At 69.7% G+C, this 20263-nt stretch carries 19 protein-coding genes; 8 read left to right on the top strand and 11 right to left on the bottom strand.

Annotated features, from left to right (window positions below; translation table 11 throughout):
- The first annotated feature begins 14 nt into the window (after nucleotides 1–14).
- The 4 genes from BUB20358_RS16185 to BUB20358_RS16170 all read left to right on the top strand — a co-directional run bounded on the left by BUB20358_RS16185 (nucleotide 15) and on the right by BUB20358_RS16170 (nucleotide 3721).
- The gene (locus BUB20358_RS16185) at nucleotides 15–962 is read left to right on the top strand and encodes a carbohydrate ABC transporter permease (protein ID WP_006763539.1); all 948 of its coding nucleotides are present in this window, start codon (nucleotides 15–17) and stop codon (nucleotides 960–962) included.
- A complete protein-coding gene (locus BUB20358_RS16180; RefSeq protein WP_006763540.1) occupies nucleotides 959–1810 on the top strand; it encodes a carbohydrate ABC transporter permease in 852 nt (283 codons plus the stop codon). The genes BUB20358_RS16185 and BUB20358_RS16180 overlap by 4 nt, the downstream gene beginning before the upstream one ends.
- Nucleotides 1807–2535, top strand: a complete 729-nt coding sequence (locus BUB20358_RS16175; protein WP_006763541.1) for an HAD family hydrolase — start codon at nucleotides 1807–1809, stop codon at nucleotides 2533–2535. Before BUB20358_RS16180 ends, BUB20358_RS16175 begins: the two co-directional genes overlap by 4 nt.
- Nucleotides 2536–2611: 76 nt before the next feature.
- Entirely contained in the window at nucleotides 2612–3721 is a 1110-nt protein-coding gene (locus tag BUB20358_RS16170; RefSeq protein ID WP_006763542.1) for an ABC transporter ATP-binding protein, read from the top strand.
- A gap of 13 nt (nucleotides 3722–3734) precedes the next feature.
- Here the strand turns inward: BUB20358_RS16170 and BUB20358_RS16165 are convergent, their stop codons facing one another.
- A complete protein-coding gene (locus tag BUB20358_RS16165; protein ID WP_006763543.1) occupies nucleotides 3735–4619 on the bottom strand; it encodes a LysR family transcriptional regulator in 885 nt (294 codons plus the stop codon).
- A gap of 114 nt (nucleotides 4620–4733) precedes the next feature.
- On the opposite strand from BUB20358_RS16165, the gene BUB20358_RS16160 reads away from it, so the two are divergent.
- Both BUB20358_RS16160 and BUB20358_RS16155 read left to right on the top strand, forming a co-directional pair.
- The gene (locus BUB20358_RS16160) at nucleotides 4734–5924 is read left to right on the top strand and encodes a serine hydrolase domain-containing protein (RefSeq protein ID WP_035971820.1); all 1191 of its coding nucleotides are present in this window, start codon (nucleotides 4734–4736) and stop codon (nucleotides 5922–5924) included.
- Nucleotides 5921–7120, top strand: a complete 1200-nt coding sequence (locus BUB20358_RS16155) for an MFS transporter (protein WP_035971821.1) — start codon at nucleotides 5921–5923, stop codon at nucleotides 7118–7120. Before BUB20358_RS16160 ends, BUB20358_RS16155 begins: the two co-directional genes overlap by 4 nt.
- Before the next feature lie 25 nt (nucleotides 7121–7145).
- Here BUB20358_RS16155 and BUB20358_RS16150 read toward each other — a convergent pair whose 3' ends face one another.
- The 6 genes from BUB20358_RS16150 to kynB form a co-directional block, all read right to left on the bottom strand.
- The gene (locus tag BUB20358_RS16150; protein ID WP_006763545.1) at nucleotides 7146–8153 is read right to left on the bottom strand and encodes a sugar-binding transcriptional regulator; all 1008 of its coding nucleotides are present in this window, start codon (nucleotides 8151–8153) and stop codon (nucleotides 7146–7148) included.
- Nucleotides 8154–8206: 53 nt separating this feature from the next.
- Nucleotides 8207–9688, bottom strand: coding sequence for a xylulokinase (gene xylB, locus BUB20358_RS16145; RefSeq protein ID WP_006763546.1), 1482 nt, complete (start codon nucleotides 9686–9688; stop codon nucleotides 8207–8209).
- Nucleotides 9689–9796: 108 nt separating this feature from the next.
- Entirely contained in the window at nucleotides 9797–11191 is a 1395-nt protein-coding gene (gene dalD, locus BUB20358_RS16140) for a D-arabinitol 4-dehydrogenase (protein WP_006763547.1), read from the bottom strand.
- Between the two features lie 617 nt (nucleotides 11192–11808).
- The gene (gene kynA, locus BUB20358_RS16135) at nucleotides 11809–12744 is read right to left on the bottom strand and encodes a tryptophan 2,3-dioxygenase (protein ID WP_006763548.1); all 936 of its coding nucleotides are present in this window, start codon (nucleotides 12742–12744) and stop codon (nucleotides 11809–11811) included.
- A gap of 77 nt (nucleotides 12745–12821) precedes the next feature.
- Nucleotides 12822–14075 carry a kynureninase gene (gene kynU, locus BUB20358_RS16130; protein WP_006763549.1) on the bottom strand — a complete coding sequence of 418 codons (1254 nt, stop codon included), beginning with the start codon at nucleotides 14073–14075 and terminating at the stop codon, nucleotides 12822–12824.
- A gap of 33 nt (nucleotides 14076–14108) precedes the next feature.
- Nucleotides 14109–14750 (bottom strand): arylformamidase, encoded by a 642-nt coding sequence (kynB, locus tag BUB20358_RS16125; protein WP_045552414.1) that lies wholly within the window; start codon nucleotides 14748–14750, stop codon nucleotides 14109–14111.
- Between the two features lie 130 nt (nucleotides 14751–14880).
- On the opposite strand from kynB, the gene BUB20358_RS16120 reads away from it, so the two are divergent.
- Nucleotides 14881–15381 carry an Lrp/AsnC family transcriptional regulator gene (locus tag BUB20358_RS16120; protein WP_006763550.1) on the top strand — a complete coding sequence of 167 codons (501 nt, stop codon included), beginning with the start codon at nucleotides 14881–14883 and terminating at the stop codon, nucleotides 15379–15381.
- Here BUB20358_RS16120 and BUB20358_RS16115 read toward each other — a convergent pair.
- The 3 genes from BUB20358_RS16115 to BUB20358_RS16105 all read right to left on the bottom strand — a co-directional run bounded on the left by BUB20358_RS16115 (nucleotide 15368) and on the right by BUB20358_RS16105 (nucleotide 18235).
- Nucleotides 15368–15874, bottom strand: coding sequence for a flavin reductase family protein (locus BUB20358_RS16115; RefSeq protein WP_006763552.1), 507 nt, complete (start codon nucleotides 15872–15874; stop codon nucleotides 15368–15370). The two genes, BUB20358_RS16120 and BUB20358_RS16115, sit on opposite strands and share 14 nt — an antisense overlap.
- Nucleotides 15875–16160: 286 nt before the next feature.
- Nucleotides 16161–16832 (bottom strand): hypothetical protein, encoded by a 672-nt coding sequence (locus BUB20358_RS16110; protein ID WP_006763553.1) that lies wholly within the window; start codon nucleotides 16830–16832, stop codon nucleotides 16161–16163.
- Nucleotides 16829–18235, bottom strand: coding sequence for a selenium-binding protein SBP56-related protein (locus tag BUB20358_RS16105; protein WP_006763554.1), 1407 nt, complete (start codon nucleotides 18233–18235; stop codon nucleotides 16829–16831). The genes BUB20358_RS16110 and BUB20358_RS16105 overlap by 4 nt, the downstream gene beginning before the upstream one ends.
- 351 nt (nucleotides 18236–18586) lie before the next feature.
- Here BUB20358_RS16105 and msrA point away from each other — a divergent pair, with 351 nt between their 5' ends.
- Nucleotides 18587–19147, top strand: coding sequence for a peptide-methionine (S)-S-oxide reductase MsrA (gene msrA, locus BUB20358_RS16100; RefSeq protein ID WP_006763555.1), 561 nt, complete (start codon nucleotides 18587–18589; stop codon nucleotides 19145–19147).
- A gap of 16 nt (nucleotides 19148–19163) precedes the next feature.
- Here the strand turns inward: msrA and BUB20358_RS16095 are convergent.
- On the bottom strand, nucleotides 19164–20263 hold a 1100-nt coding region (locus BUB20358_RS16095; protein ID WP_174905088.1), incomplete at its 5' end, for a DUF72 domain-containing protein.

Below are 20263 nucleotides of genomic sequence, written 5' to 3'. Positions count from 1 at the left end.
GAGGGACTCCGATCATGCGTCACTTGCGTATTCCCCTGAGCCATGCGCCGTCGGTCGGCGACGCGTCGTCGCCGCCCGGCGCGCCGCGTCGCGCACGCGGCGGCGCGAGCTGGCTCGTGTCGCCGTCCGTCGCGGTGCTGCTGCTGTGGATGTCGATTCCGCTCGCGATGACGATCTGGTATTCGTTCTCGCGCTACAACCTGCTGAACCCGGACGTGAAAGGCTTCGCCGGGTTCGACAACTACCGCTTCCTGGCGACCGATCCGTCGTTCCTGCCCGCGATCTGGCACACGCTCGTGCTGATCGGCGCGGTGCTCGCGATCACGGTGGTCGGCGGCGTGCTGATGGCCGTGCTGTTCGACCGCAAGTTCTATGGGCAGGGCATCGCGCGGCTGCTCGCGATCGCGCCGTTCTTCGTGATGCCGACGGTGTCCGCGCTGATCTGGAAGAACATGATCCTGCATCCGGTGTACGGGCTCGTCGCGAACGCGATGCGCGCACTCGGGCTGACGCCGGTCGACTGGTTCGCCGACTATCCGCTCGTCGCGGTGATCATGATCGTCGCGTGGCAGTGGCTGCCGTTCGCGTTCCTGATCCTGTTCACCGCGATCCAGTCGCTCGACCAGGAGCAGAAGGAAGCCGCGCGCATCGACGGCGCGGGGCCGATCGCGATGTTCTTCTACATCACGCTGCCGCACCTGAAGCGCGCGATCGCCGTCGTCGTGATGATGGAGACGATCTTCCTGCTGTCGATCTTCGCGGAAATCTACACGACGACCGGCGGCGGCCCCGGCAACGCGACGACCAACCTGTCGTACCTGATCTACGCGCTCGGCCTGCAGCAGTTCGACGTCGGCCTCGCGTCCGCGGGCGGGATCATCGCCGTCGTGGTCGCGAACGTCGTGTCGTTCTTCCTCGTGCGGATGCTCGCGCGCAACCTGAAGGGAGAGTACGAGAAATGAGCGACCTGACCTTCGAGAACCGCCGCACGCCGGCCGTGTTCGACGTCGTGCGGCGCGCGCTGCCGGGCGCGCTCGCGTGGCTGATCGCGCTGCTGCTGTTCTTCCCGATCTTCTGGATGGCGATCACCGCGTTCAAGACCGAGCAGCAGGCGTACGCGTCGTCGCTGTTGTTCGTGCCGACGCTCGACAGCTTCCGCGAGGTGTTCGCGCGCAGCAACTACTTCGCGTTCGCATGGAACTCGGTGCTGATCTCGGCCGGCGTCACGGCGATCTGCCTGCTGCTCGCGGTGCCTGCCGCGTACGCGATGGCGTTCTTCCCGAACCGGCGCACGCAGAAGGTGCTGCTGTGGATGCTGTCGACGAAGATGATGCCGTCGGTCGGCGTGCTCGTGCCGATCTACCTGCTGTGGAAGAACGCGGGGCTGCTCGATACCGTTTCCGGCCTCGTGATCGTCTACACGCTGATCAACCTGCCGATCGCGGTGTGGATGACCTTCACGTACTTCAACGAGATTCCGAAGGACATTCTGGAGGCGGGGCGCATCGACGGCGCGTCGACGTGGCAGGAGATCGTGTACCTGCTGATGCCGATGGCGCTGCCGGGCCTCGCGTCGACCGCGCTGCTGCTCGTGATCCTGTCGTGGAACGAGGCGTTCTGGAGCATCAACCTGTCGAGCTCGAACGCCGCGCCGCTGACCGTGTTCATCGCGTCGTACTCGAGTCCGGAAGGGCTGTTCTGGGCGAAGCTGTCCGCGGCGTCGCTGCTCGCGGTCGCGCCGATCCTGATCGTCGGCTGGCTGTCGCAGAAGCAGCTCGTGCGCGGGCTCACGTTCGGGGCTGTTAAATGAGCGCGGCCGGCAAAGGCGCGGCCGGCAAAGGCTTGGCCGGCGAAGGCGCGAGCGTGCTGATCTGCGACTGCGACGGCGTGCTGATCGACAGCGAAGCGGTCGCTGCCGACGTGATCGTGCAGGAGCTCGGTGCGCGCTGGCCGGGCGTCGATGCGCGGCCGGCCGTGATGCCGCTGCTCGGGCTGCGCATCGAGCGCGTGCTCGCGGGCGCGGCCGACGCGCTCGGCCGCACGCTGTCGGCCGACGACGTCGACGCGATCCGCGCGGCGGTCGAAGCGGCGGCCGTCAACGCACCGGCGGTCGACGGCATCGACGCGGCGCTCGCCGACATCCCGCTGACGAAGGCCTGTGCGAGCAACAGCTACCGCGCGTACGTCGAGGCGGCGCTCGCGCGCACCGGCCTCGCGCGCTTCTTCGGCAGGCGCCTGTTCTGCGCAGACGCGGTTGCGCGGCCGAAGCCCGCGCCGGACGTGTATCTCGCGGCCGCGCACGCGCTCGGCGTCGCGCCCGCGCAATGCCTGGTCGTCGAGGACAGCGCGACCGGCATCACCGCGGCCGCCGCGGCCGGGATGACCGTGCTCGGCTTCGTCGGCGGCGGGCATGCGTCGGCCGCGCAGATCGACGCGCTGCGCGGGATCGGCGCGCGCCACGTGTTCGACGACATGCGCGAGCTGCCCGGCTACGTCGCGCGCTGGCACGCGACCGGCGCGGTGCTGCCGGGCTGACGGCCACGAACGATTGCGCGTCGCGCTCGACGCGGCGCATCACGCATCACGCATCACGAACGAACGGAGACAGATCATGGCAAGCGTGCTCCTGCGCAATATCGCGAAGCGCTACGACGACAACGAAGTGCTGCGCAACGTGAACCTCGACATCGCCGACGGCGAATTCGTCGTGTTCGTCGGCCCGAGCGGCTGCGGCAAATCCACGCTGATGCGGATGATCGCCGGGCTCGAGGACATCTCGAGCGGCGACCTGCTGATCGACGGCGCGAAGGTCAACGACGTGCCGAGCGCGAAGCGCGGCATCGCGATGGTGTTCCAGTCGTATGCGCTGTACCCGCACATGACGCTGTACGACAACATGGCGTTCGGCCTGAAGCTCGCCGGTGCGAAAAAGCCGGAGATCGACCAGGCGGTCAGGCAGGCCGCGAAGATCCTGCACATCGACCATCTGCTCGACCGCAAGCCGAAGCAGCTGTCGGGCGGCCAGCGGCAGCGCGTCGCGATCGGCCGCGCGATCACGCGCAAGCCGAAGGTGTTCCTGTTCGACGAGCCGCTGTCGAACCTCGACGCCGCGCTGCGCGTGAAGATGCGGCTCGAGTTCGCGCGGCTGCACGACGAGCTGAAGACGACGATGATCTACGTGACGCACGACCAGGTCGAAGCGATGACGCTCGCCGACAAGATCGTCGTGCTGTCGGGCGGCGAGGTACAGCAGGTCGGCACGCCGAACGCGCTGTATCACGCGCCCGCGAATCAGTTCGTCGCGGGCTTCATCGGCTCGCCGAAGATGAACTTCCTGAAAGGCACCGCAGAGTCGATCGATGCGGGCGGCGTGCTCGTGCGCTTCGACAGCGGCGACACGCAGCGCGTCGCGGTCGACGCCGCCGGATTGCAGCGCGGCGCGCCGGTGACCGTCGGCGTGCGGCCCGAGCATCTGCTCGTCGGTGCGGCGGCGCAACGCGTGAGCGCGAAGACGATGGCCGTCGAATCGCTCGGCGACGCCGCGTATCTGTACGCCGAGTCGCCGGTCGCGCCGGACGGGCTGATCGCGCGCATCCCGCCGTTCGATACGTACCGCACCGGCGAGGTGCTGCAGATGCACGCGGACGCCGAGCACTGCCATCTGTTCGACGAGCAAGGACAGGCGTTCCGGCGGCTGGGCGCGCACGCGAAGGCGGCGTGACGCGGCGCGCGGATTACAGCGGCAGGTGCTCGACCATGTGATCGACGAACGCGCGCAGCCTCGGCGTCGGATGGCGGCCTGACGGCCACAGCACGTAGACCGGCGTGCGGCTCGCGACGTAGTCGTCGAGCACGGTGCGCAGCGTGCCGGCATCGAGCGGTTCGCGCACGAAGAACTCGGGCAGGCACGCGATGCCGAGCCCGCGCAGCGCGAAGCACAGGCGCGTTTCCGCGTTGTTGCTGACCATCGACACCGGCACGGCCGGCGGTGCGTGCGAGCGCGATGCGCGCAGCGGCCAGATTTCGAGCTTGCCGCTGCTCGGGAACCGGTAGTGCAGGCAGCGGTGCCGCGCGAGATCGGCCGGCGTGCGCGGCGTCCCGTGCCGTTCGAGGTAGTCGGGCGACGCGACCAGATGCTGGCGGAAATGGCCGAGCAGTCGCGACGACAGCCGCGAATCGGCGGGACGGCCGGTGCGCAGCACCGCATCGAACCCTTCGTCGACGACGTCGACGAGCCGATCGCTGAAATCGAGATCCAGCTCGATCTCCGGATACGCGGTCATGAAGTCGGCGAGCACCGGCAGCATCAGCGTGCCGATCGTCGGCAGGCTCACGCGCAGGCGCCCGCGCGGCGCTTCGACGCTCTGTGTGAGCTCGCGCTCGGCCGCGTCGATCTCCGCGATCACGCGGCGGCAGCGCTCGAGAAAGCGCGTGCCTTCGGCGGTCAGCGTGACGCTGCGCGTGCTGCGATGAAAGAGCCGCACGTTCAGCCGCGCCTCGAGCCGCGCGATGCGTTTGCCGACCGCTGACGCGGACAGCCCGAGCGCGCGGCCGGCCGCGACGAAGCTGCGCGTTTCCGCGACCTGAACGAATACGACGAAGCCGCCCAGATTCTCCATGCAGGTTCCCGATTACGGACGTCGATGTCCGGACTGTCCGGAACTCTAGCCCAGTTTTTCTTCGTTTGCCGGCTCCCTACGATGAGCGTTCGTTCATTCATCGAGGTCATTGCCATGTCATCCCTGCCTGTGATTGCCCGCGACCGCGAGCCGGACGACGCGCTGCGCATGCGGCTCGACGACGTGCTCGATCGCGCGCTCGCGGACGAACGGATCGTCGGCGCGGTCGTGATGGTCGCGCGCGACGGCGAGCTGCGCTACACGTGCGCAGCGGGCCTTGCCGATCGCGAGGCCCGCACGCCGATGCGCGAGGACACGCTGTTCCGGCTCGCGTCCGTGACGAAACCGATCGTGACGGCCGCCGCGATGCGGCTCGTCGCCGCCGGACGCGTCGCGCTCGACGAACCGGTCGCGCGCTGGCTCCCCGCGTTCCGGCCGACGCTGCCCGACGGCGCGCCGGCGCGCATCACGCTGCGGCATCTGCTGTCGCATACGGCGGGCCTCGGCTATCGCTTTCTCGAAGCCGACGACGACGGCCCGTATGCGCGAGCCGGCGTGTCGGACGGAATGGACCGCGCACGCGTGTCGCTCGCAGAGAACGTGCGGCGCATCGCGCGCGTGCCGCTGCAGTTCGCGCCCGGTACGTCGTGGAGATATTCGCTCGCGACGGACGTGGTCGGCGCGTTGATCGAGGCGGTCGACGGCCGGCCGCTCGCCGACGCGGTGGCCGAGCTCGTCACGACGCCGCTCGGCATGACCGACACCGCGTTCGTCGCGCACGATGCCGCGCGCGTCGCGACGCCTTACGTGAGTACCGCGCATGCGCCGCGGCGAATGGCGGACGTCGACGTCGTCGCGGCCATCGACGGCACGGTCGGGATCCGCTTCGAACCCGCGCGCGCATTCGATCGCGATGCGTGGCCGTCCGGCGGCGCCGGCATGATCGGCAGCGCGGCGGACTGTGTCGCGCTGTTCGACGCGCTGCGCACCGGCCGCGACGGCTGGCTCGCGCGCGAATGGATCGACGAGATGGCGCGCATCCAGCCCGGCGCGCACGAGTTGCCGGATGCGCCCGGCTTCGGTTTCGGACTCGGCTTTTCGGTGCTGCGCGATCCGGTTGCCGCGCAGTCGCCCGAGTCGGTCGGTACGTGGCGCTGGGGCGGCGCGTACGGGCACGCGTGGTTCGTCGACCGTGCGGCCGGGCTCACGGTCGTCGCGCTGACCAACACGCTGTACGAGGGCATGCACGGCCGATTCGTCACCGACGTGCGCGATGCGGTGTACGGCGCGAGGAGGGCGGCATGAGCGATTGCGTATCGATGTCCGCGACGCCGGCCCGTGCGGCCGCGCGCCTGCCGGTCGCGAACCTGCTCGCGCTCGCGACGGCCGGCTTCATCACGGTCCTGACCGAAGCGTTGCCGGCCGGCCTGCTGCCGCTGATGAGCGCCGATCTGCGCGTGACCGACGCGCTGATCGGCCAGCTCGTGACCGTCTATGCGCTCGGCTCGATCGTCGCCGCGATCCCGATCGTGGCCGCGACGCGCGGGGTCGCGCGCCGCCGTCTGCTGATCGCGGCGCTGGCCGGCTTCGTCGTGTCGAACGCGTTGACGACCGTGTCGCCGTACTACGCGCTCACGCTCGCCGCGCGCTTCGTCGCCGGCATGTCGGCCGGACTGCTGTGGGCGCTGCTGGCCGGCTACGCGAGCCGGCTGGTCGACGAACACCTGCGCGGCCGCGCGATCGCCGTCGCGATGCTCGGCGTGCCGGTCGCGATGTCGATCGGCATTCCTGCGGGCACCGCGCTCGGAGCGGCGCTCGGCTGGCGCGTCGCGTTCGCGGGCATCACGCTCGCGGCGCTCGCGCTGATCGGCTGGGTCCGGCTGCGCTTGCCGGACTATCCGGGGCAGCCGGCGAGTTCGCGCGAGCCGGTGCTCGCGGTGCTGCGGCTGCCGGGCGTGCGCGCCGTGCTGACCGTGATGTTCGCGTACGTACTCGCGCACAACATGCTGTACACGTACATCGCGCCGTTTCTCGCGCGCGAGCGGATGGGCGCTCAGGTCGATGCGGTGCTGTTCGCGTTCGGCGTCGCGTCGCTGGTCGGTATCGCGCTGACGGGCGCATGGATCGGCGCCGCGCAGCGGCGGCTCACGTTCGCGAGCATCGCGCTGTTCGCGCTCGCCGCGCTGATGCTCGGCGCCGGCACCGGAATGGCAACCGTCTATGCGGGCGTCGCGCTGTGGGGGCTTGCGTTCGGCGGCGCGCCGACGCTGTTCCAGACCGCGGCCGCACAGGCCGCGGGCGACGCGGCCGACGTCGCGCAATCGATGCTCGTCACGGTGTGGAACCTGGCGATCGCCGGCGGCGGTATCGCGGGCGGCATGCTGCTCGATGCGGCCGGCGCGGGCCCGATTCCGTGGGTGCTCGTCGCGCTGCTGAGCGCCGCGTGGCTCGGCGCGTGGCGTGCGCGCCGGCACGCGTTTTCGGCGCGGCGCGTGGCGTGAGCGGTGCGAGCGGTGCGGTGCGCGGTCAGGCCGGCGTCGCGTCGAGCGCCGCCCGCGCACAGGTCTCGTCCGTGACGAGCCCCGACACCCAGCCGCCGCGCAGCGCGGCGATCACCGCGTCGCGCTTCTTCGGGCCGCCGGCGAACGCGATCGTCGGCCGCTTCGGCGGCGTCGCGAGCGGCACGCTCGTCACGCGCGCGCTCGTCGACACGTCGACGAGCCGCCCCTGCGCGTCGATCGGCACGCCGAGCAGCTCGGCCACCGCACCGCGCGCGATCATCTCGTCGCGCTCCTGTTCGGTGATGAAGCCGTCTTCGTACAGCGGACAGTGCGGGCCGATGTTGCCGATCCCGACGAACGCGACGTCGGCCTTGCCCGACAGCGCGTCGACGATCCGGTACAGCCGGTGATTGCACCACTGCGCGCGCTCGGCGTCGCTGTCGGCGAACAGCGGCGCGGGCAGCAGGAAGTGCTTGCCGCCGGTCTTCTCGGAGATGTACTGCGCGACGTCGTAGCGGTTCGACGAGCCGTCGGCGGCGATCGCGCCGACCATCGACACGAGCCGGTGCTGCGGCCGGTCGATCTGCGCGATCTGCGCGACCGCCGCCTTCAGCGTGCGGCCGCTGCTGACCGCGATCACCATCGGCCGCGTTTCGCTCAGATAGCGCTCCATCACCTGCGCGCCGGCGACTGCGAGCTTGCGGTCGATCGCGTCGGGCGCGTCGGCATCGACCGGCACGACTTCGCACATCGCGAGCCCGTAACGTTTCGACAGCTGCGCGCCGAGATCGAGACAGTCGGCGAGCCGGTGATCGACGCGCACGCGGATCAGGTTCTTCTCGATCGCGAACGCGACGAGGCGCTGCGCGACCGGGCGCGACACCTGCAGCTTTTCGGCGATTTCGTTCTGCGTGTCGCCCGCGACGTAGTAGAGCCACGCGGCGCGCGTGGCGAGATCGAGTTTTTCTGAGGACTTGGACACGATAGCGGTTCGGTTCGGATCAGGGTCGCCGGTCGGGCGGCGCAACGGCATCGACTGTAGCCGATGCGATGCACACGGCCGGTGGAATGCGCGGCGCGGGGCCGTTACGCGAGCCGCGCGCGCGACGGTTCGTACAGCGGGCGCACGTGCCGATACAGCGTGCGGAACGCGTCGAGACGCTCGCGCAGCGTCGCGTGGCGCGACGGATTCGGCGCGTATTCGGCGCGCACCGGCGGCTTGGTCAGCACCGTATGCGGATCGCCGCCGACGGCGAGCCAGCCCAACCGCGCCGCGCCGAGCGCCGCGCCGGTTTCGCCGCCGCCGTGCTGGCGCGTGCGCACGTTCAGCGCGTCGGCGATCAGCTGCGCCCAGAACGCGCTGCGCGCGCCGCCGCCGATCAGCGACAGCCGATCGGTTTCGACGCCGGCCGCATGCAGCGCGTCGAGGCCGTCGGCGAGGCCGAGCGTCACGCCTTCGAGCACCGCGTAGCCGAGATGCGCGCGCTCGGTCGCATGGGTCATCCCGAAGAACACGCCTTGCGCATACGGATCGTTGTGCGGCGTGCGCTCGCCGGACAGGTACGGCAGAAACAGCGGCGCGGTGGCGAGCGCGCCGGCGTCGAGCGCGTCGACTTCGGCGAGCAGCGCGGGCTCGTCGGTGCCGGTCAGCTTGCAGACCCAGCGCAGGCAGCTCGCGGCCGACAGCACGACGCTCATCAACTGCCAGCGGTCGGGAATCGCGTGGCAGAACGCGTGCACGGCCGACGCCGGATTCGGCATGAAGCGGTCGCCGACCACGCTGAGCACGCCCGACGTGCCGAGCGACACGAAGCCGTCACCCGCGTGAATCGCGCCGATGCCGAGCGCGCTGGTCGCGTTGTCGCCGCCGCCGCCGGCCACGACCACCGCTTCGGACAGTCCGAGTTCGCGCGCGACGTCCGCGCGCAGCGTGCCGGACGGCGCGTTGCCTTCGACGATGCGCGGCATCTGGTCGCGCGTCATTGCGCAGGCGTCGAGCAGCGCGTCCGACCAGTCGCGGCGCGCGACGTCGAGCCACAGCGTGCCGGCCGCGTCGGACGGATCGGACACCTTCGCGCCCGTCAGCCGGAAGCGCAGGTAGTCCTTCGGCATCAGCACGCACGCGATGGCCGCGAACACGTCCGGTTCGTGCTTCGCGACCCACAGCAGCTTCGGCGCGGTGAAGCCGGGCATCGCGAGATTGCCGGCGAGTGCGTGCAGATCGGGCGCGCGCTCGGTCAGCAGCGCGCATTCGTCCGCGCTGCGCATGTCGTTCCACAGGATCGCCGGGCGCAGCACGCGATCGTCGCGGCCGAGCAGCACCGCGCCGTGCATCTGTCCCGACAGGCCGATGCCGCGCACCTGCGCGAACGCGTGCGGATGCCGTTCGCGCAGCGCCGCGACCGCGGCGAGCGTGCCGCGCCACCAGTCGTCCGGATGCTGCTCGGCCCAGCGCGGATGCGGCCGCGACACGCTGAACGGCGTGCCCGCGGTGCCGACGACCGTGCCGTCGGGGGCGAGCAGCAGCACCTTCACTTCGGAGGTGCCGAGGTCGATGCCGAGATACATGAGCGATCCGTTGCGTCAGTGGGGAGCCGCTACTTTAGCCGCGCGGCCGCACGCGTGCCAACACAGGTTCGCCCGGATGCGCGGCTGGCCGGCGCGCGTGCGCGTGCGTCAGCGCTGTGCGAGCCACGCGTCGACGCGCGCGAGCGCCGCGCGCAGCGCATCGAGCAGTGCCGCGTTGCCGGCGAGCGAGCCCCACAGCGCGCGATTGCCGCATAGCGCGACGGCCGGATCGGCGGCCGCGACGATCTCGCGCGCGGCGCCTTCGTCCATCACGCCGTCCTGGTATGCGTACGGCAGCGCGCCGCGCGCCCAGCGTTCGAGAAAGCGCAGGAACAGCGCGGGCAGCACCGCGGTCGCGATCGGCGTCGCGCCGCGCGCGAACGATTCGGCGAGCGTCGGCGCGATGAAGCCGGGGATCTTCGAGAAGCCGTCCGCGGCGACGCGCTGGTTCGTGTCGAGCACGTACGGGTTGCCGAAGCGTTCGAGCACGACGTCGCGGTAGCGGCCGAGATCGAGCGGGCTCGGCGTGAGGCACGGGATCACGTCCTGCGTCACGTAGTCGTGCGCGAACCCGCGGATCGCCGCGTCGTGCGTGCCTTCGTGGATATACGTGTAGCCGGCGAGCGTGCCGGCCCACGCGATGCAGCTGTGCGTCGCGTTCAGAATGCGGATCTTCGCTTCCTCGTACGGGTGCACGTCGTCGACGAGTTCCGCGCCGGCGAGCTCCCAGCGCGGCCGCCCGGCCGCGAAGCGGTCTTCGATCACCCACTGGATGAACGATTCGCCCATCACCGGGCATGCATCGTCGACGCCGGTGGCCGCGCGCACGCGTTCGCGCACGTCGGCGGTCGGGCGCGGCGTGATCCGGTCGACCATCGCGCTCGGCGTCGCGACGTTCGCGTCGAACCATGCGAGCAAGTCGGTTTGTCCGCGCCGTTCGAGGAATTCGCGCATCCCCGCGCGAAAGCGCGCGCCGTTGCTGCGCAGGTTGTCGCAGCTCTGTAGCGTGAGCGGGCCCGCGCCGCGCTTCACGCGCTCGGCGAGCAGCGCGGCGAGCGCGCCGTACAGCGTCGTGCGCGCGCCCTGGAGATCGGCCGCGAGATCGGGATTCGCGCAGTCGAGCCGGTTGTGCTCGTCGAGGTAGTAGCCGCCTTCGGTGACGGTGAACGACACGATTCGGCACGCGTGGTCGGCGCCCGCGTCGATCAGTGCGGCGAGATCGATCGACCACGGCAGCACGCGCGTGATCGCGCGGATCGTTTCGTACGCGCGCACGCCTTGCGGCGTGACCGTTTCGAGCGTGTACGCGCCGTGCTGCGCGGCGAGCGCGTCCATCGTCGCGCGCATGTCGTCGCGGATGTTGCCGACGACGAGCGACCAGCGCTCGTCGGGCGGCGCGGCTTCGTTGACGCGGTGCAGATACCACGCTTGATGCGCGCGGTGGAACGAGCCCGCGCCGATGTGCAGCAGCACGCGTGCGGGAGTGGACGGCGAGTCGGTCATCCGGTGTCTCCTGGCGCGGACGGATCCCGGTCGGTTGGCCGTTTGACCCGCGATCCGCGCTATCGAATACGATCTTTTGCTCTGAGTGTGAGCGAATGATCGTATTCGGGTGAGCGAAAGTCAAGGCACGGACGCCGGATTTCGATGGTGCGTTGCGGCGGCGGTTTGCGGTTGCCGCCGGAGCCCGTAAAGCGGACAGGGGAGCAGGGTGCGCGCGTCGGTTTGTGCCGATCCTGCGGGTCTTGACGATCGGGCGACGCCGAGCGCCGTGGATGCTGCGGCGCGGCAACGATATGGCGGCAGCTTTGCTGACCGCACGGCGGAATGACGACGATTTCGCCAGTATTGTCGGCGCGCTCTTGCGATGGAGCGCATGAGCCGATCCGACCGCCAATCGAGCCGCGCGGCGAGGCGGTCTCACGCACTTTGCGGGAATGTCGACGTGAAGATCGGCCCGGCGGTTCCGCACGTGGTGTACCGGGCGTCGGCGCCGCCGATTACGGCGGTGCGCGTGGCGCTGGTCGCGGTGCGGCGGCACCGACCGTCGCCGTCGCGCGCGGTGCGACGCGGCGACGAACGGCCCGCGCGTCACCGCGACGGCAGGCCGACGACGTGCATCACAGCGTCGTGCGCACGTGCCACAGCTCCGGGAACAGCACGACGTCGAGCATCTTGCGCAGATACGGAGCGCCGCTCGTGCCGCCGGTGCCCTGCTTGAAGCCGATGATGCGCTCGACCGTCGTCACGTGCCGGAAGCGCCACTGGCGGAACGCGTCCTCGAGATCGACGAGCTCCTCGGCCATCTCGTACAGCTCCCAGTGCTGCTGCGGATGACGGTACACCTCGAGCCACGCGGCTTCGACGGTTTCGTCGTGCTGCGTCGGCTGTCGCCAGTCGCGGTCGAGCCGCGACGGCGCGATCGGGAACCCGCGCCGCGCGAGCAGACGCACGACCTCGTCGTAGAACGACGGCGCGTCGAGTGTCGCGCGCACCTGTTCGAGGATGTCGGGCCGGTGCGCGTGCGGCTGCAGCATCTGCGCGTTCTTGTTGCCGAGCAGGAATTCGAGCTGCCGGTACTGGTACGACTGGAAGCCCGACGACTGGCCGAGATACGGTCGCATCGCCGAGTACTCGGACGGCGTCATCGTCGACAGGACGTTCCACGCCTGCACGAGCTGCTCGAGGATCCGCGACACGCGCGCGAGCATCTTGAACGCGGGCGGCAGCGCGTCGCGCCGGACCGCGTCGAGTGCCGCGCGCAGTTCGAACAGCGCGAGCTTCATCCACAGCTCGCTCGTCTGATGCTGGATGATGAACAGCATCTCGTTGTGATCGGGCGACAGCGGATGCTGCGCGTTCAGAATCGCATTCAGCGACAGGTAGTCGCCGTAGCTCATCGACTTCGAAAAATCGAGCTGCGCGTTGTGCCAGCCGGTTTCGTCGCCGGCATCGCCCGGCACGTGCGGCGCTTCGTGCGCGGCATGCGCGGGCGCGCCCGCACGTGCGCCCGAGAACGGGCAGCCGGCCGGCGCGTCGCCGCCCGGCGGTTGCATATGACCAGAATTCACGACTTTCTCCAGGATTGAAGGACGGCCCGCGGCACGCGTGGGCGCGTGCGGGCGTCGGCCGATCAGGTCACCGCGCCGCGCTCCGCGAACTCGGGCGCCTTCCATGCGTCGGTGTCCAGAATCTCGCGCAGCGTCTCGACGGCATCCCACACGTCGACGAAGCGCGTATAGAGCGGCGTGAAGCCGAAGCGCAGCACGTACGGCTCGCGGTAGTCGCCGATCACGCCGCGCGCGATCAGCGCCTGCATCACTTCATAGCCGTGCGGATGCTCGAAGCTCGCCTGCGAACCGCGCTGATGGTGCGCGCGCGGCGTGACGAGCTTCAGCGAGCGGCCCGCGCAGCGCGCCTCGACGAGCGCGATGAACGCGTCGGCCAGCGCGAGCGACTTGCGACGGATCGCCTGCATGTCGGTCTGCAGGAACACGTCGAGCCCGCATTCGACCACCGACATCGACACGATCGGCTGCGTGCCGCACAGGAAGCGCGCGATGCCAGGGTCGGGCGCGAAGCCGGGCTGCATCGCGAATGGCGCGCGATGGCCCCACCAGCCGGACAGCGGCTGCGAGAAATGCGCGTGGTGGCGCTGCGGCACCCACACGAACGCCGGCGAGCCGGGGCCACCGTTCAGATACTTGTACGTGCAGCCGACCGCGCCGTCCGCGCGTGCGGTGTTCAGATCGACCGGCACCGCGCCGGCCGAGTGCGCGAGATCCCACAGCATCAGCGCGCCCGCATCGTGCGCGAGCTGCGTGACGGCGGCCATGTCGTGCATGTAGCCGGTGCGGTAGTTCACGTGCGTGATCATCGCGACGGCGGTGTCCGGGCCGAGCGCGTCGGGCAGCTCGGCGGGATCGTCGATCAGGCGCAGTTTGTAGTCGCCGCCGAGCTGCTCGATGAGCCCTTGCGCGATATAGAGGTCGGTCGGGAAGTTCGAACGCTCCGACACGATCACGCGGCGCTCGGGCGCGCGTTCGGCCTGATAGCGCAGCATCGCCGACAGCAGCTTGAACAGGTTGATCGAAATGGTGTCGGTCACGACGGTTTCGCCCGGCGCGCCGCCGATCAGCGTCGCCAGCTTGTCGCCGAGGCGGCGCGGCAGCGAGAACCAGCCGGCCGTGTTCCAGCTGCGGATCAGGCCTTCGCCCCATTCGGCGCCGATCACCTGCTGCGCGCGCTCGGCGGATGCGCGAGGCTGCGCGCCGAGCGAGTTGCCGTCGAGGTAGATCACGCCGTCGGGCAGCGCGAACTGGTCGCGCAGCGGGGCGAGCGGGTCGTCGCGATCGAGCGCGAGCGCGTCTTCACGGGTGTGGATCATGATGTAGGTCGTGGGTCGGAATGATCGGAGGAGTCAGGAAGCGCGTGCGGACAGCGCGCGCAGCACCGCGCGCACGGGGCTCGCGTCGAGCGTCGCGAACTTCAGCGGCAGCGCGATCAGCTCGTAGTCGCCGGGCGGCACCTCGTCGAGCACGATCCCTTCGAGGATCGCCATCCGGTGCGCGCGCACGCGGCGGTGCGCGTCCATCGTCTTCGATTCCTGCGGATCGAGCGACGGCGTGTCGATGCCGATCAGCTTCACGCCGTGCGCGGCAAGCAGATCGACGGTGTCCGGTGCGACCGCGCAGAACGCGCTGTCCCAGTGCGCGGTCGGCGCATTCGCGTACGTGCGCAGCAGCACGCGCGGCGGCACGCCGTCGAGCGCGGCCGCGACGTCGGCCGGCTGCACGAGCGGCGCCGCGCCGATGCAGTGAATCACGCGACACGGGCCGACATAGGTGTCGAGCGGCACCGCGCCGATCGGCGCGCCGTCGGCGTCGTAATGCAGCGGCGCATCGCAGTGCGCGCCGGTGTGCGGCGACAGCGTCACGCGCGCGACGTTGACCGGCGAGCCGGCCTCCATCCGCCACACGCGTTCGACCGAAACCGGCGTGTCGCCCGGCCATACGGGGGTTGCGGGGCTGATCGGCGGCGAGATGTCCCAGAGTGTGTCCATGCCATGACGAATCGGTGAATCGATCCTTCGAATGATAGGCGGACGCTCGCAGAAAGTGCTTGCGAAATAAACATGGACAATCCGCCCGATTGGCAGATAATTCGAATCAGACGGAAAAGGGGGACCAAAAATGCACGCGATCACGCTCGATGCCACCGACTGCCGGATTCTCGCCGTCCTGCAGGAGGAAGGCAGAATCAGCAATCTCGACTTGGCGGAACGTATCTCGCTTTCACCGTCGGCCTGCCTGCGCCGCATGCGCCTGCTCGAGGAGCAGGGCGTGATCGAGCACTATCGCGCGTGCCTGAGCCGCGAGAAGCTCGGCTTCGAGCTCGAGGCGTTCGTGCAGGTGTCGATGCGCAACGAGGAGAACCAGTGGCACGAACGGTTCGCCGAGGCGCTGCGCGAATGGCCGGAGGTGATCGGCGCATTTGTCGTGACCGGCGAGAGCCACTATCTGCTGCGCGTGCTCGCGCACAACCTCAAGCACTATTCGGATTTCGTGCTGAACCGGCTGTACAAGGCGCCGGGCGTGATGGACATCCGTTCGAACATCGTGCTGCAGACGCTGAAGGACGAAGCGGGCGCGCCGGTCGGGCTTGCGCGCACCGGTGCGATCAAAGCGGTGTGAGGCCGTGGAAGCCGCCGCCGTGGAACACGAGCGGCGGCGCGGCGTCGCATGCACGCACGCCGCAGCGCTCCACTTCGCCGACGAAGATCACGTGGTCGCCCTCGTCGTAGCGGCTGCGGTTGTGGCATTCGAACCACGCGAGCGCGCCGTCGAGCACCGGCATGCCGGAATTGCCGGCCACGTGCGCGATGCCTTCGAAGCGGTCGCCCTTGTAGGTCGAGAAGCGCTTGCACAGGTCGAGCTGCGACGCGGCGAGCACGTTGACGACGTAATGACTGTTGGTGCGGAACACGGGCGTCGACGCCGATTTGTGCGCGAGGCTCCACAGCACGAGCGGCGGGTCGAGCGACACCGAGTTGAACGAGCTCGCGGTGATGCCGATCAATTGCCCGGACGGTGCGCGCGTCGTGATCACGGTCACGCCCGTCGCGAACTGGCCGAGCGCCTGGCGGAAGGCGACCGAATCGAAATCCGGCGGGTTGGCGCGGCTCATCGTGCAATCATCCCGAACGAAACGGACAGGCGCGGCGCACGGCGGATGCGGCGGGCGAAGCGGACGAAAGGCGACAAGGCGGTCGAGCGGGAAAAGGTTCGCATGGGCCCGATTTTAGCGGAATCGGACGCGCCGGACCCGGCCGGGCCGCGCATCGAGCGGGCAGGGTGACGTAGCGAACACTGCCGCGACGCGGCCGCGCGTCGTGGTGCGCGGCGCACACGCCGGCGTTCCGCTGCGTTTTCGTCGGGCGCTGCGCTTTCGCGTGCCGCGGTCCGCGCCCGCGCTATCGCGCGGCTGCCAGCCCGAGCGCGAGCGCGCCCGTCACGATCAGGCTCGACGCCCACACCGCGTCGAGATTGAACCAGCTCCGCGACACGAACTTCAGCCCGACATGGCGGTAGACGATCCACGCGAGCGTGCCGCCGGCGGCGATCATCGCGGTCGCGTGTACGGCCGCGACGACGAGCGCCATTCCGAGGTCCGCGTCGACGAGCGCGGTCGCCGCACGGTGGCCGGCATCCGCGTCGAGCCCGCACAGCCCGAGATAGATCGGCACCAGCATCAGCCCGGCGCCATGCGCGATCGCGACTGCGAACGACCACAGCGCGAGCCGTGTCGGCGCAATCCGCGCGAGCGCGCGCGGATGCCGGCGACGAATCAGCAGCGCGACGCCGAAGCCGATCACCAGCGCGCCCGCGCCGATCCGGATCGCCGATTGCCACGCGAGCAGCGCGGCGAGCAGCCCGAACGGCAGCATCACCGCGAGTACGGCGAGCGCGTGTCCGAGCGCGAGATAGCCGAGCGCCGCCGCGAGCGCGCTGCCGCGGCGCGTCATCAGCCCGTTCGCCACCGCGAGCGGCCAGCCCATCGCCGGATTCGAGCCGTGATAGACGCCGCTCGCGAGCACGGCCGCCCACAGCGCGAACTGCGTGGACGATGAGAGGTTGCCGCTCAACGCGAGACCGACGGATAGCAGAACGAGTCGGTCGAGCAGTCGCCGCCTTCGAGCCGGATCTGGTGCGCGCGATAGCCGTCGGGGAACTCGACCCAATAATCGTCGGCGAGCGTCAGCCCGCCCTGCGGCCCCGCATCCGCGAGCACTTGCGCGGCCGGCACGCCGTCCGGGTAGAACTGGTCGTCCCATGTCGAGTACAGCGAGTTCGTCCAGTACACGCGCCGTCCGTCGCGGCTGATCTCGACCATCTGCGGACCGCCGGCGAAGGCGCGGCCGTTCGGATGCGGCGTGCGGCGCGCGATGCCGCCGATGCGCACCGAACCGGCCAGCACCGGGTTGTGCGGATCCGACACGTCGTATTGGCGCATCTCGCCGGTGCCCCAGCACGACACGTACAGGAAACGGTCGTCGAGCGACAGGTCGATGTCGGTGACGAGCGGCGGCACGGCGCCGAACGACTTCAACAGCGGCGGCAGTTCGTCGGCCGCGGCCGGTTCGGCCGCGATCGTCGCGGTCTTTTTCGCATGGAACTTGCCGCCTTCGCGCCACCAGGTCCAGATCGATCCTTCGAGATTCGTCGTATCGACCACGACGCCGACGAACCCGTATTCGCGCGCCGGATCGTGCGCGGGACGCACTTCGAGCGCCATCTGATGCTGCGCGCCGAGATCGATCGTCTGCACGTGGCGGCGCGCACGCAAGTCCCAGAAATGCAGCCGGTGTCCATAGCGGTTCGCGAGCAGGTCTTCCGGCACGATCCCGTTCTCGAACTGCGGCGGCAGCGCCCATTCGCTCGACACCATGTAGTCGCGCGGCAGGTTCCACCAGAAGTCGTAGTGCTTGTCCTGCGGGCCGCGATCGATCTCCCAGCGGCCGAGCACGTCGAACGTCTCGCAATCCATGATGAAGATGCCGGGCGGCCCGTCGGTGCCGTCCTTGCCTGCGCCGCCGAGCGTGCTCACGTAGATGCCTTCGGGGCCGCAGTGCACGGTGTGCGGCCGGGAATAGCCGGTCTTCGCGAAGATCTCGTCGGATTCGACGATCCGGTGGATGCGCGCCTGCGTCGGATGCGGCTTCGTGTCGATCACGTACACGCGCGACGAGCGCAGGCCCGGAACGATCAGGAAGCGGCGTTCGAGAAACGCATGACCGGTCAGCGGCGACAGCGCCGACGAACAGGCATTCCATCCGAAGTGGTGAAACTCGTCGCCGGTATTCGGCATCGTCACCGTGCGGACGATTTTTCCGTATGTGGGCGAGCCGCGCTTCACGTCGATCACCGCGAGCGCGTCGGGTCTGGAAAAATCGGGGCTCAGCAACAACGTATAGGCAAATTCTTCCGCCGGTGCCTGCATCGCAAGTTCCGGCGAAGCGTAAAACGTCGGGTCAGGCCGCATGCTCATGGTGAAGCCCTCTCGGTTGAACGGAATCTCGTGCGCGCTATTCGCTGCGCGCGTGCGTAGCGGCGCCGACGACGCGTCGGTATCTGTTAAGGCATCCGTATCGATGTTTCGGCGGACGATTGCGCGTGATGCCGCGTGGAGCGCGATCGTCGTCGCGTCGCGCGTGCCTGCAAGTGTAGGCGAGAAACGCACGACGGGCGGGTGCTGCGCACGCCGCTGCCTGCCGGCTTCGCGCGCGAGTGAGATACTGGGCGGCGTGCCGCGTCGTCCGCACGGACGGCAGCCGGCGACACGGTTCGGTGGGACGGGCGCACGGGCGCCTGCCCCTGTGATCAACGAGGTGCTGATTTCATGGTGAACGACATGCTTGAAACCGCGACATTGGGCGGCGGATGCTTCTGGTGCACGGAAGCGGTGTTTCTCGACGTCGACGGCGTGACCGCCGTCCAGTCCGGCTACGCGGGCGGCCATACGCGCAATCCCGGTTATCGCGACGTGTGCGAAGGCGACACGGGCCACGCGGAGGTCGTCAACGTGACGTTCGATCCCGCGCGCATCGGCTATCGCGAGATCCTCGAGATTTTCTTCGCGACGCACGATCCGACGCAGCTGAACCGGCAGGGCAACGACGTCGGCACGCAATATCGGTCGGTCGTGTTCACGCATTCGGACGCGCAGCGCGACACCGCGCTCGACGTGATTCGCGAGCTGGAGCGCGAGCAGGTGTTCGCACAGCCGATCGTCACGCAGGTCGTGCCGCTCGACGGCAACTACTGGCCGGCCGAGGACTATCACCAGAACTATTACGCGCGCAATCCGGGGCAGGGCTACTGCTCGGTCGTGATCGGGCCGAAGCTCGCGAAATTCCGCCAGAAGTTCGCGCACCGGCTGAAGTCGCAACGCGGCGCGTGAGCGGCGGGAACCGACCCTACGCCGCGTCGCTGCGCAACTGCGCGCACGCGGCGGCGATCTCGCGCGCGAGCGCGATGCACGACAGCGGCGCGGAGCCTTCCGCCTTGTTGTTGATCGTGATGATCACCGGCTGCCCGGCCAGCGCATAGCGCGCGGCCAGCTCGGCGAGCGCCGAGCGCGTCGCCGGATCTTCGTCGACGAGCTTGTCGAACGGTTCGTATTTCGCCTTCGCCTGTTCGTACTTGAAGCCGCCGTGCAGGCTCCAGCGCACGATCAGCGGGCCCGGCGCGTCGCCGTCGAGCAGGGCGAGCGCCGCGGCCTGCCGCAGCGGGTCCGGCATGCGCGCGTGCAGGCCGACGCAGTACCGCACGCCGAGCGCGGCCAGCGCGCGGATGAAGCGCGGCGTCAGCAGGCTCGCGTCGCGAATCTCGATCGCATAGCGCGGGCCGTCGGCATCAGGCGGCAGCGGCGGCAGCGCCGCGAAGAATGCGGACAGCCGGTCGATCAGCGCGGCCGGCTCCGCGAGCAGCCGGTCCGGCAGCGGCGAGAACTGGAATACGAGCACGCCCGCCTTGTTGCCGAGCCCTTCGATGCAGGGCTGCACGAATTCGTCGGTGGCAAGCCGCGCGTCGAGAAAGGTCGGATTCGGCCCTTCCGGCTCGCCGCGCCGGCCGCGCACGACCGCGTCGGTGACGGACGCCGGCGCCTTCACGACGAAGCGGAAGTCGTCGGGCACCTGTTGCGCGTAGCGCAGATAGTCGGCCACCGACAGCGGGCCGTAGAACGAGCGGTCCAGGCTCACGCTCCGGAGCAGCGGATGCGCGCCGTACGCTTCGAGCCCTTCGCGCGACAGCTTTGTCTGCGCGAAGTCGCCGTCGAACACGATGCCGTTCCAGCCGGGGAAGTACCACGACGACGTGCCGAGCCGCACGTTCGGCGGCAGCGCGGCGGCCAGCGCCGCGACGTCGTCGGAGATCGGCGCGGGCGGCACGCCGCGCCGGCGTCGGCCGTGCTTCGGCGCTGCGGCCGGCGGCGACGGTTCATCCCACAGCGTGCCGGAAGACGGAGGCGGCGCTTCGTCGTCGCGCGAGCGGGACGATGAAGCGCGGGCGGGCC

This window comes from Burkholderia dolosa (genome assembly GCF_902499135.1).
Taxonomy (GTDB): Bacteria; Pseudomonadota; Gammaproteobacteria; order Burkholderiales; family Burkholderiaceae; genus Burkholderia; species Burkholderia dolosa.
This window is presented reverse-complemented; position numbering and strand designations above follow the sequence as displayed.

Bases quoted from the DNA above. Each gene is read 5' to 3' on its own strand.
- BUB20358_RS16185 (WP_006763539.1), top strand. From the start codon at position 15: ATGCGTCACTTGCGTATTCCCCTGAGCCATGCGCCGTCGGTCGGCGAC.
- BUB20358_RS16180 (WP_006763540.1), top strand. From the start codon at position 959: ATGAGCGACCTGACCTTCGAGAACCGCCGCACGCCGGCCGTGTTCGAC.
- BUB20358_RS16175 (WP_006763541.1), top strand. From the start codon at position 1,807: ATGAGCGCGGCCGGCAAAGGCGCGGCCGGCAAAGGCTTGGCCGGCGAA.
- BUB20358_RS16170 (WP_006763542.1), top strand. From the start codon at position 2,612: ATGGCAAGCGTGCTCCTGCGCAATATCGCGAAGCGCTACGACGACAAC.
- BUB20358_RS16165 (WP_006763543.1), bottom strand. From the start codon at position 4,619: ATGGAGAATCTGGGCGGCTTCGTCGTATTCGTTCAGGTCGCGGAAACG.
- BUB20358_RS16160 (WP_035971820.1), top strand. From the start codon at position 4,734: ATGTCATCCCTGCCTGTGATTGCCCGCGACCGCGAGCCGGACGACGCG.
- BUB20358_RS16155 (WP_035971821.1), top strand. From the start codon at position 5,921: ATGAGCGATTGCGTATCGATGTCCGCGACGCCGGCCCGTGCGGCCGCG.
- BUB20358_RS16150 (WP_006763545.1), bottom strand. From the start codon at position 8,153: ATGCCGTTGCGCCGCCCGACCGGCGACCCTGATCCGAACCGAACCGCT.
- xylB (WP_006763546.1), bottom strand. From the start codon at position 9,688: ATGTATCTCGGCATCGACCTCGGCACCTCCGAAGTGAAGGTGCTGCTG.
- dalD (WP_006763547.1), bottom strand. From the start codon at position 11,191: ATGACCGACTCGCCGTCCACTCCCGCACGCGTGCTGCTGCACATCGGC.
- kynA (WP_006763548.1), bottom strand. From the start codon at position 12,744: ATGCAACCGCCGGGCGGCGACGCGCCGGCCGGCTGCCCGTTCTCGGGC.
- kynU (WP_006763549.1), bottom strand. From the start codon at position 14,075: ATGATCCACACCCGTGAAGACGCGCTCGCGCTCGATCGCGACGACCCG.
- kynB (WP_045552414.1), bottom strand. From the start codon at position 14,750: ATGGACACACTCTGGGACATCTCGCCGCCGATCAGCCCCGCAACCCCC.
- BUB20358_RS16120 (WP_006763550.1), top strand. From the start codon at position 14,881: ATGCACGCGATCACGCTCGATGCCACCGACTGCCGGATTCTCGCCGTC.
- BUB20358_RS16115 (WP_006763552.1), bottom strand. From the start codon at position 15,874: ATGAGCCGCGCCAACCCGCCGGATTTCGATTCGGTCGCCTTCCGCCAG.
- BUB20358_RS16105 (WP_006763554.1), bottom strand. From the start codon at position 18,235: ATGAGCATGCGGCCTGACCCGACGTTTTACGCTTCGCCGGAACTTGCG.
- msrA (WP_006763555.1), top strand. From the start codon at position 18,587: ATGGTGAACGACATGCTTGAAACCGCGACATTGGGCGGCGGATGCTTC.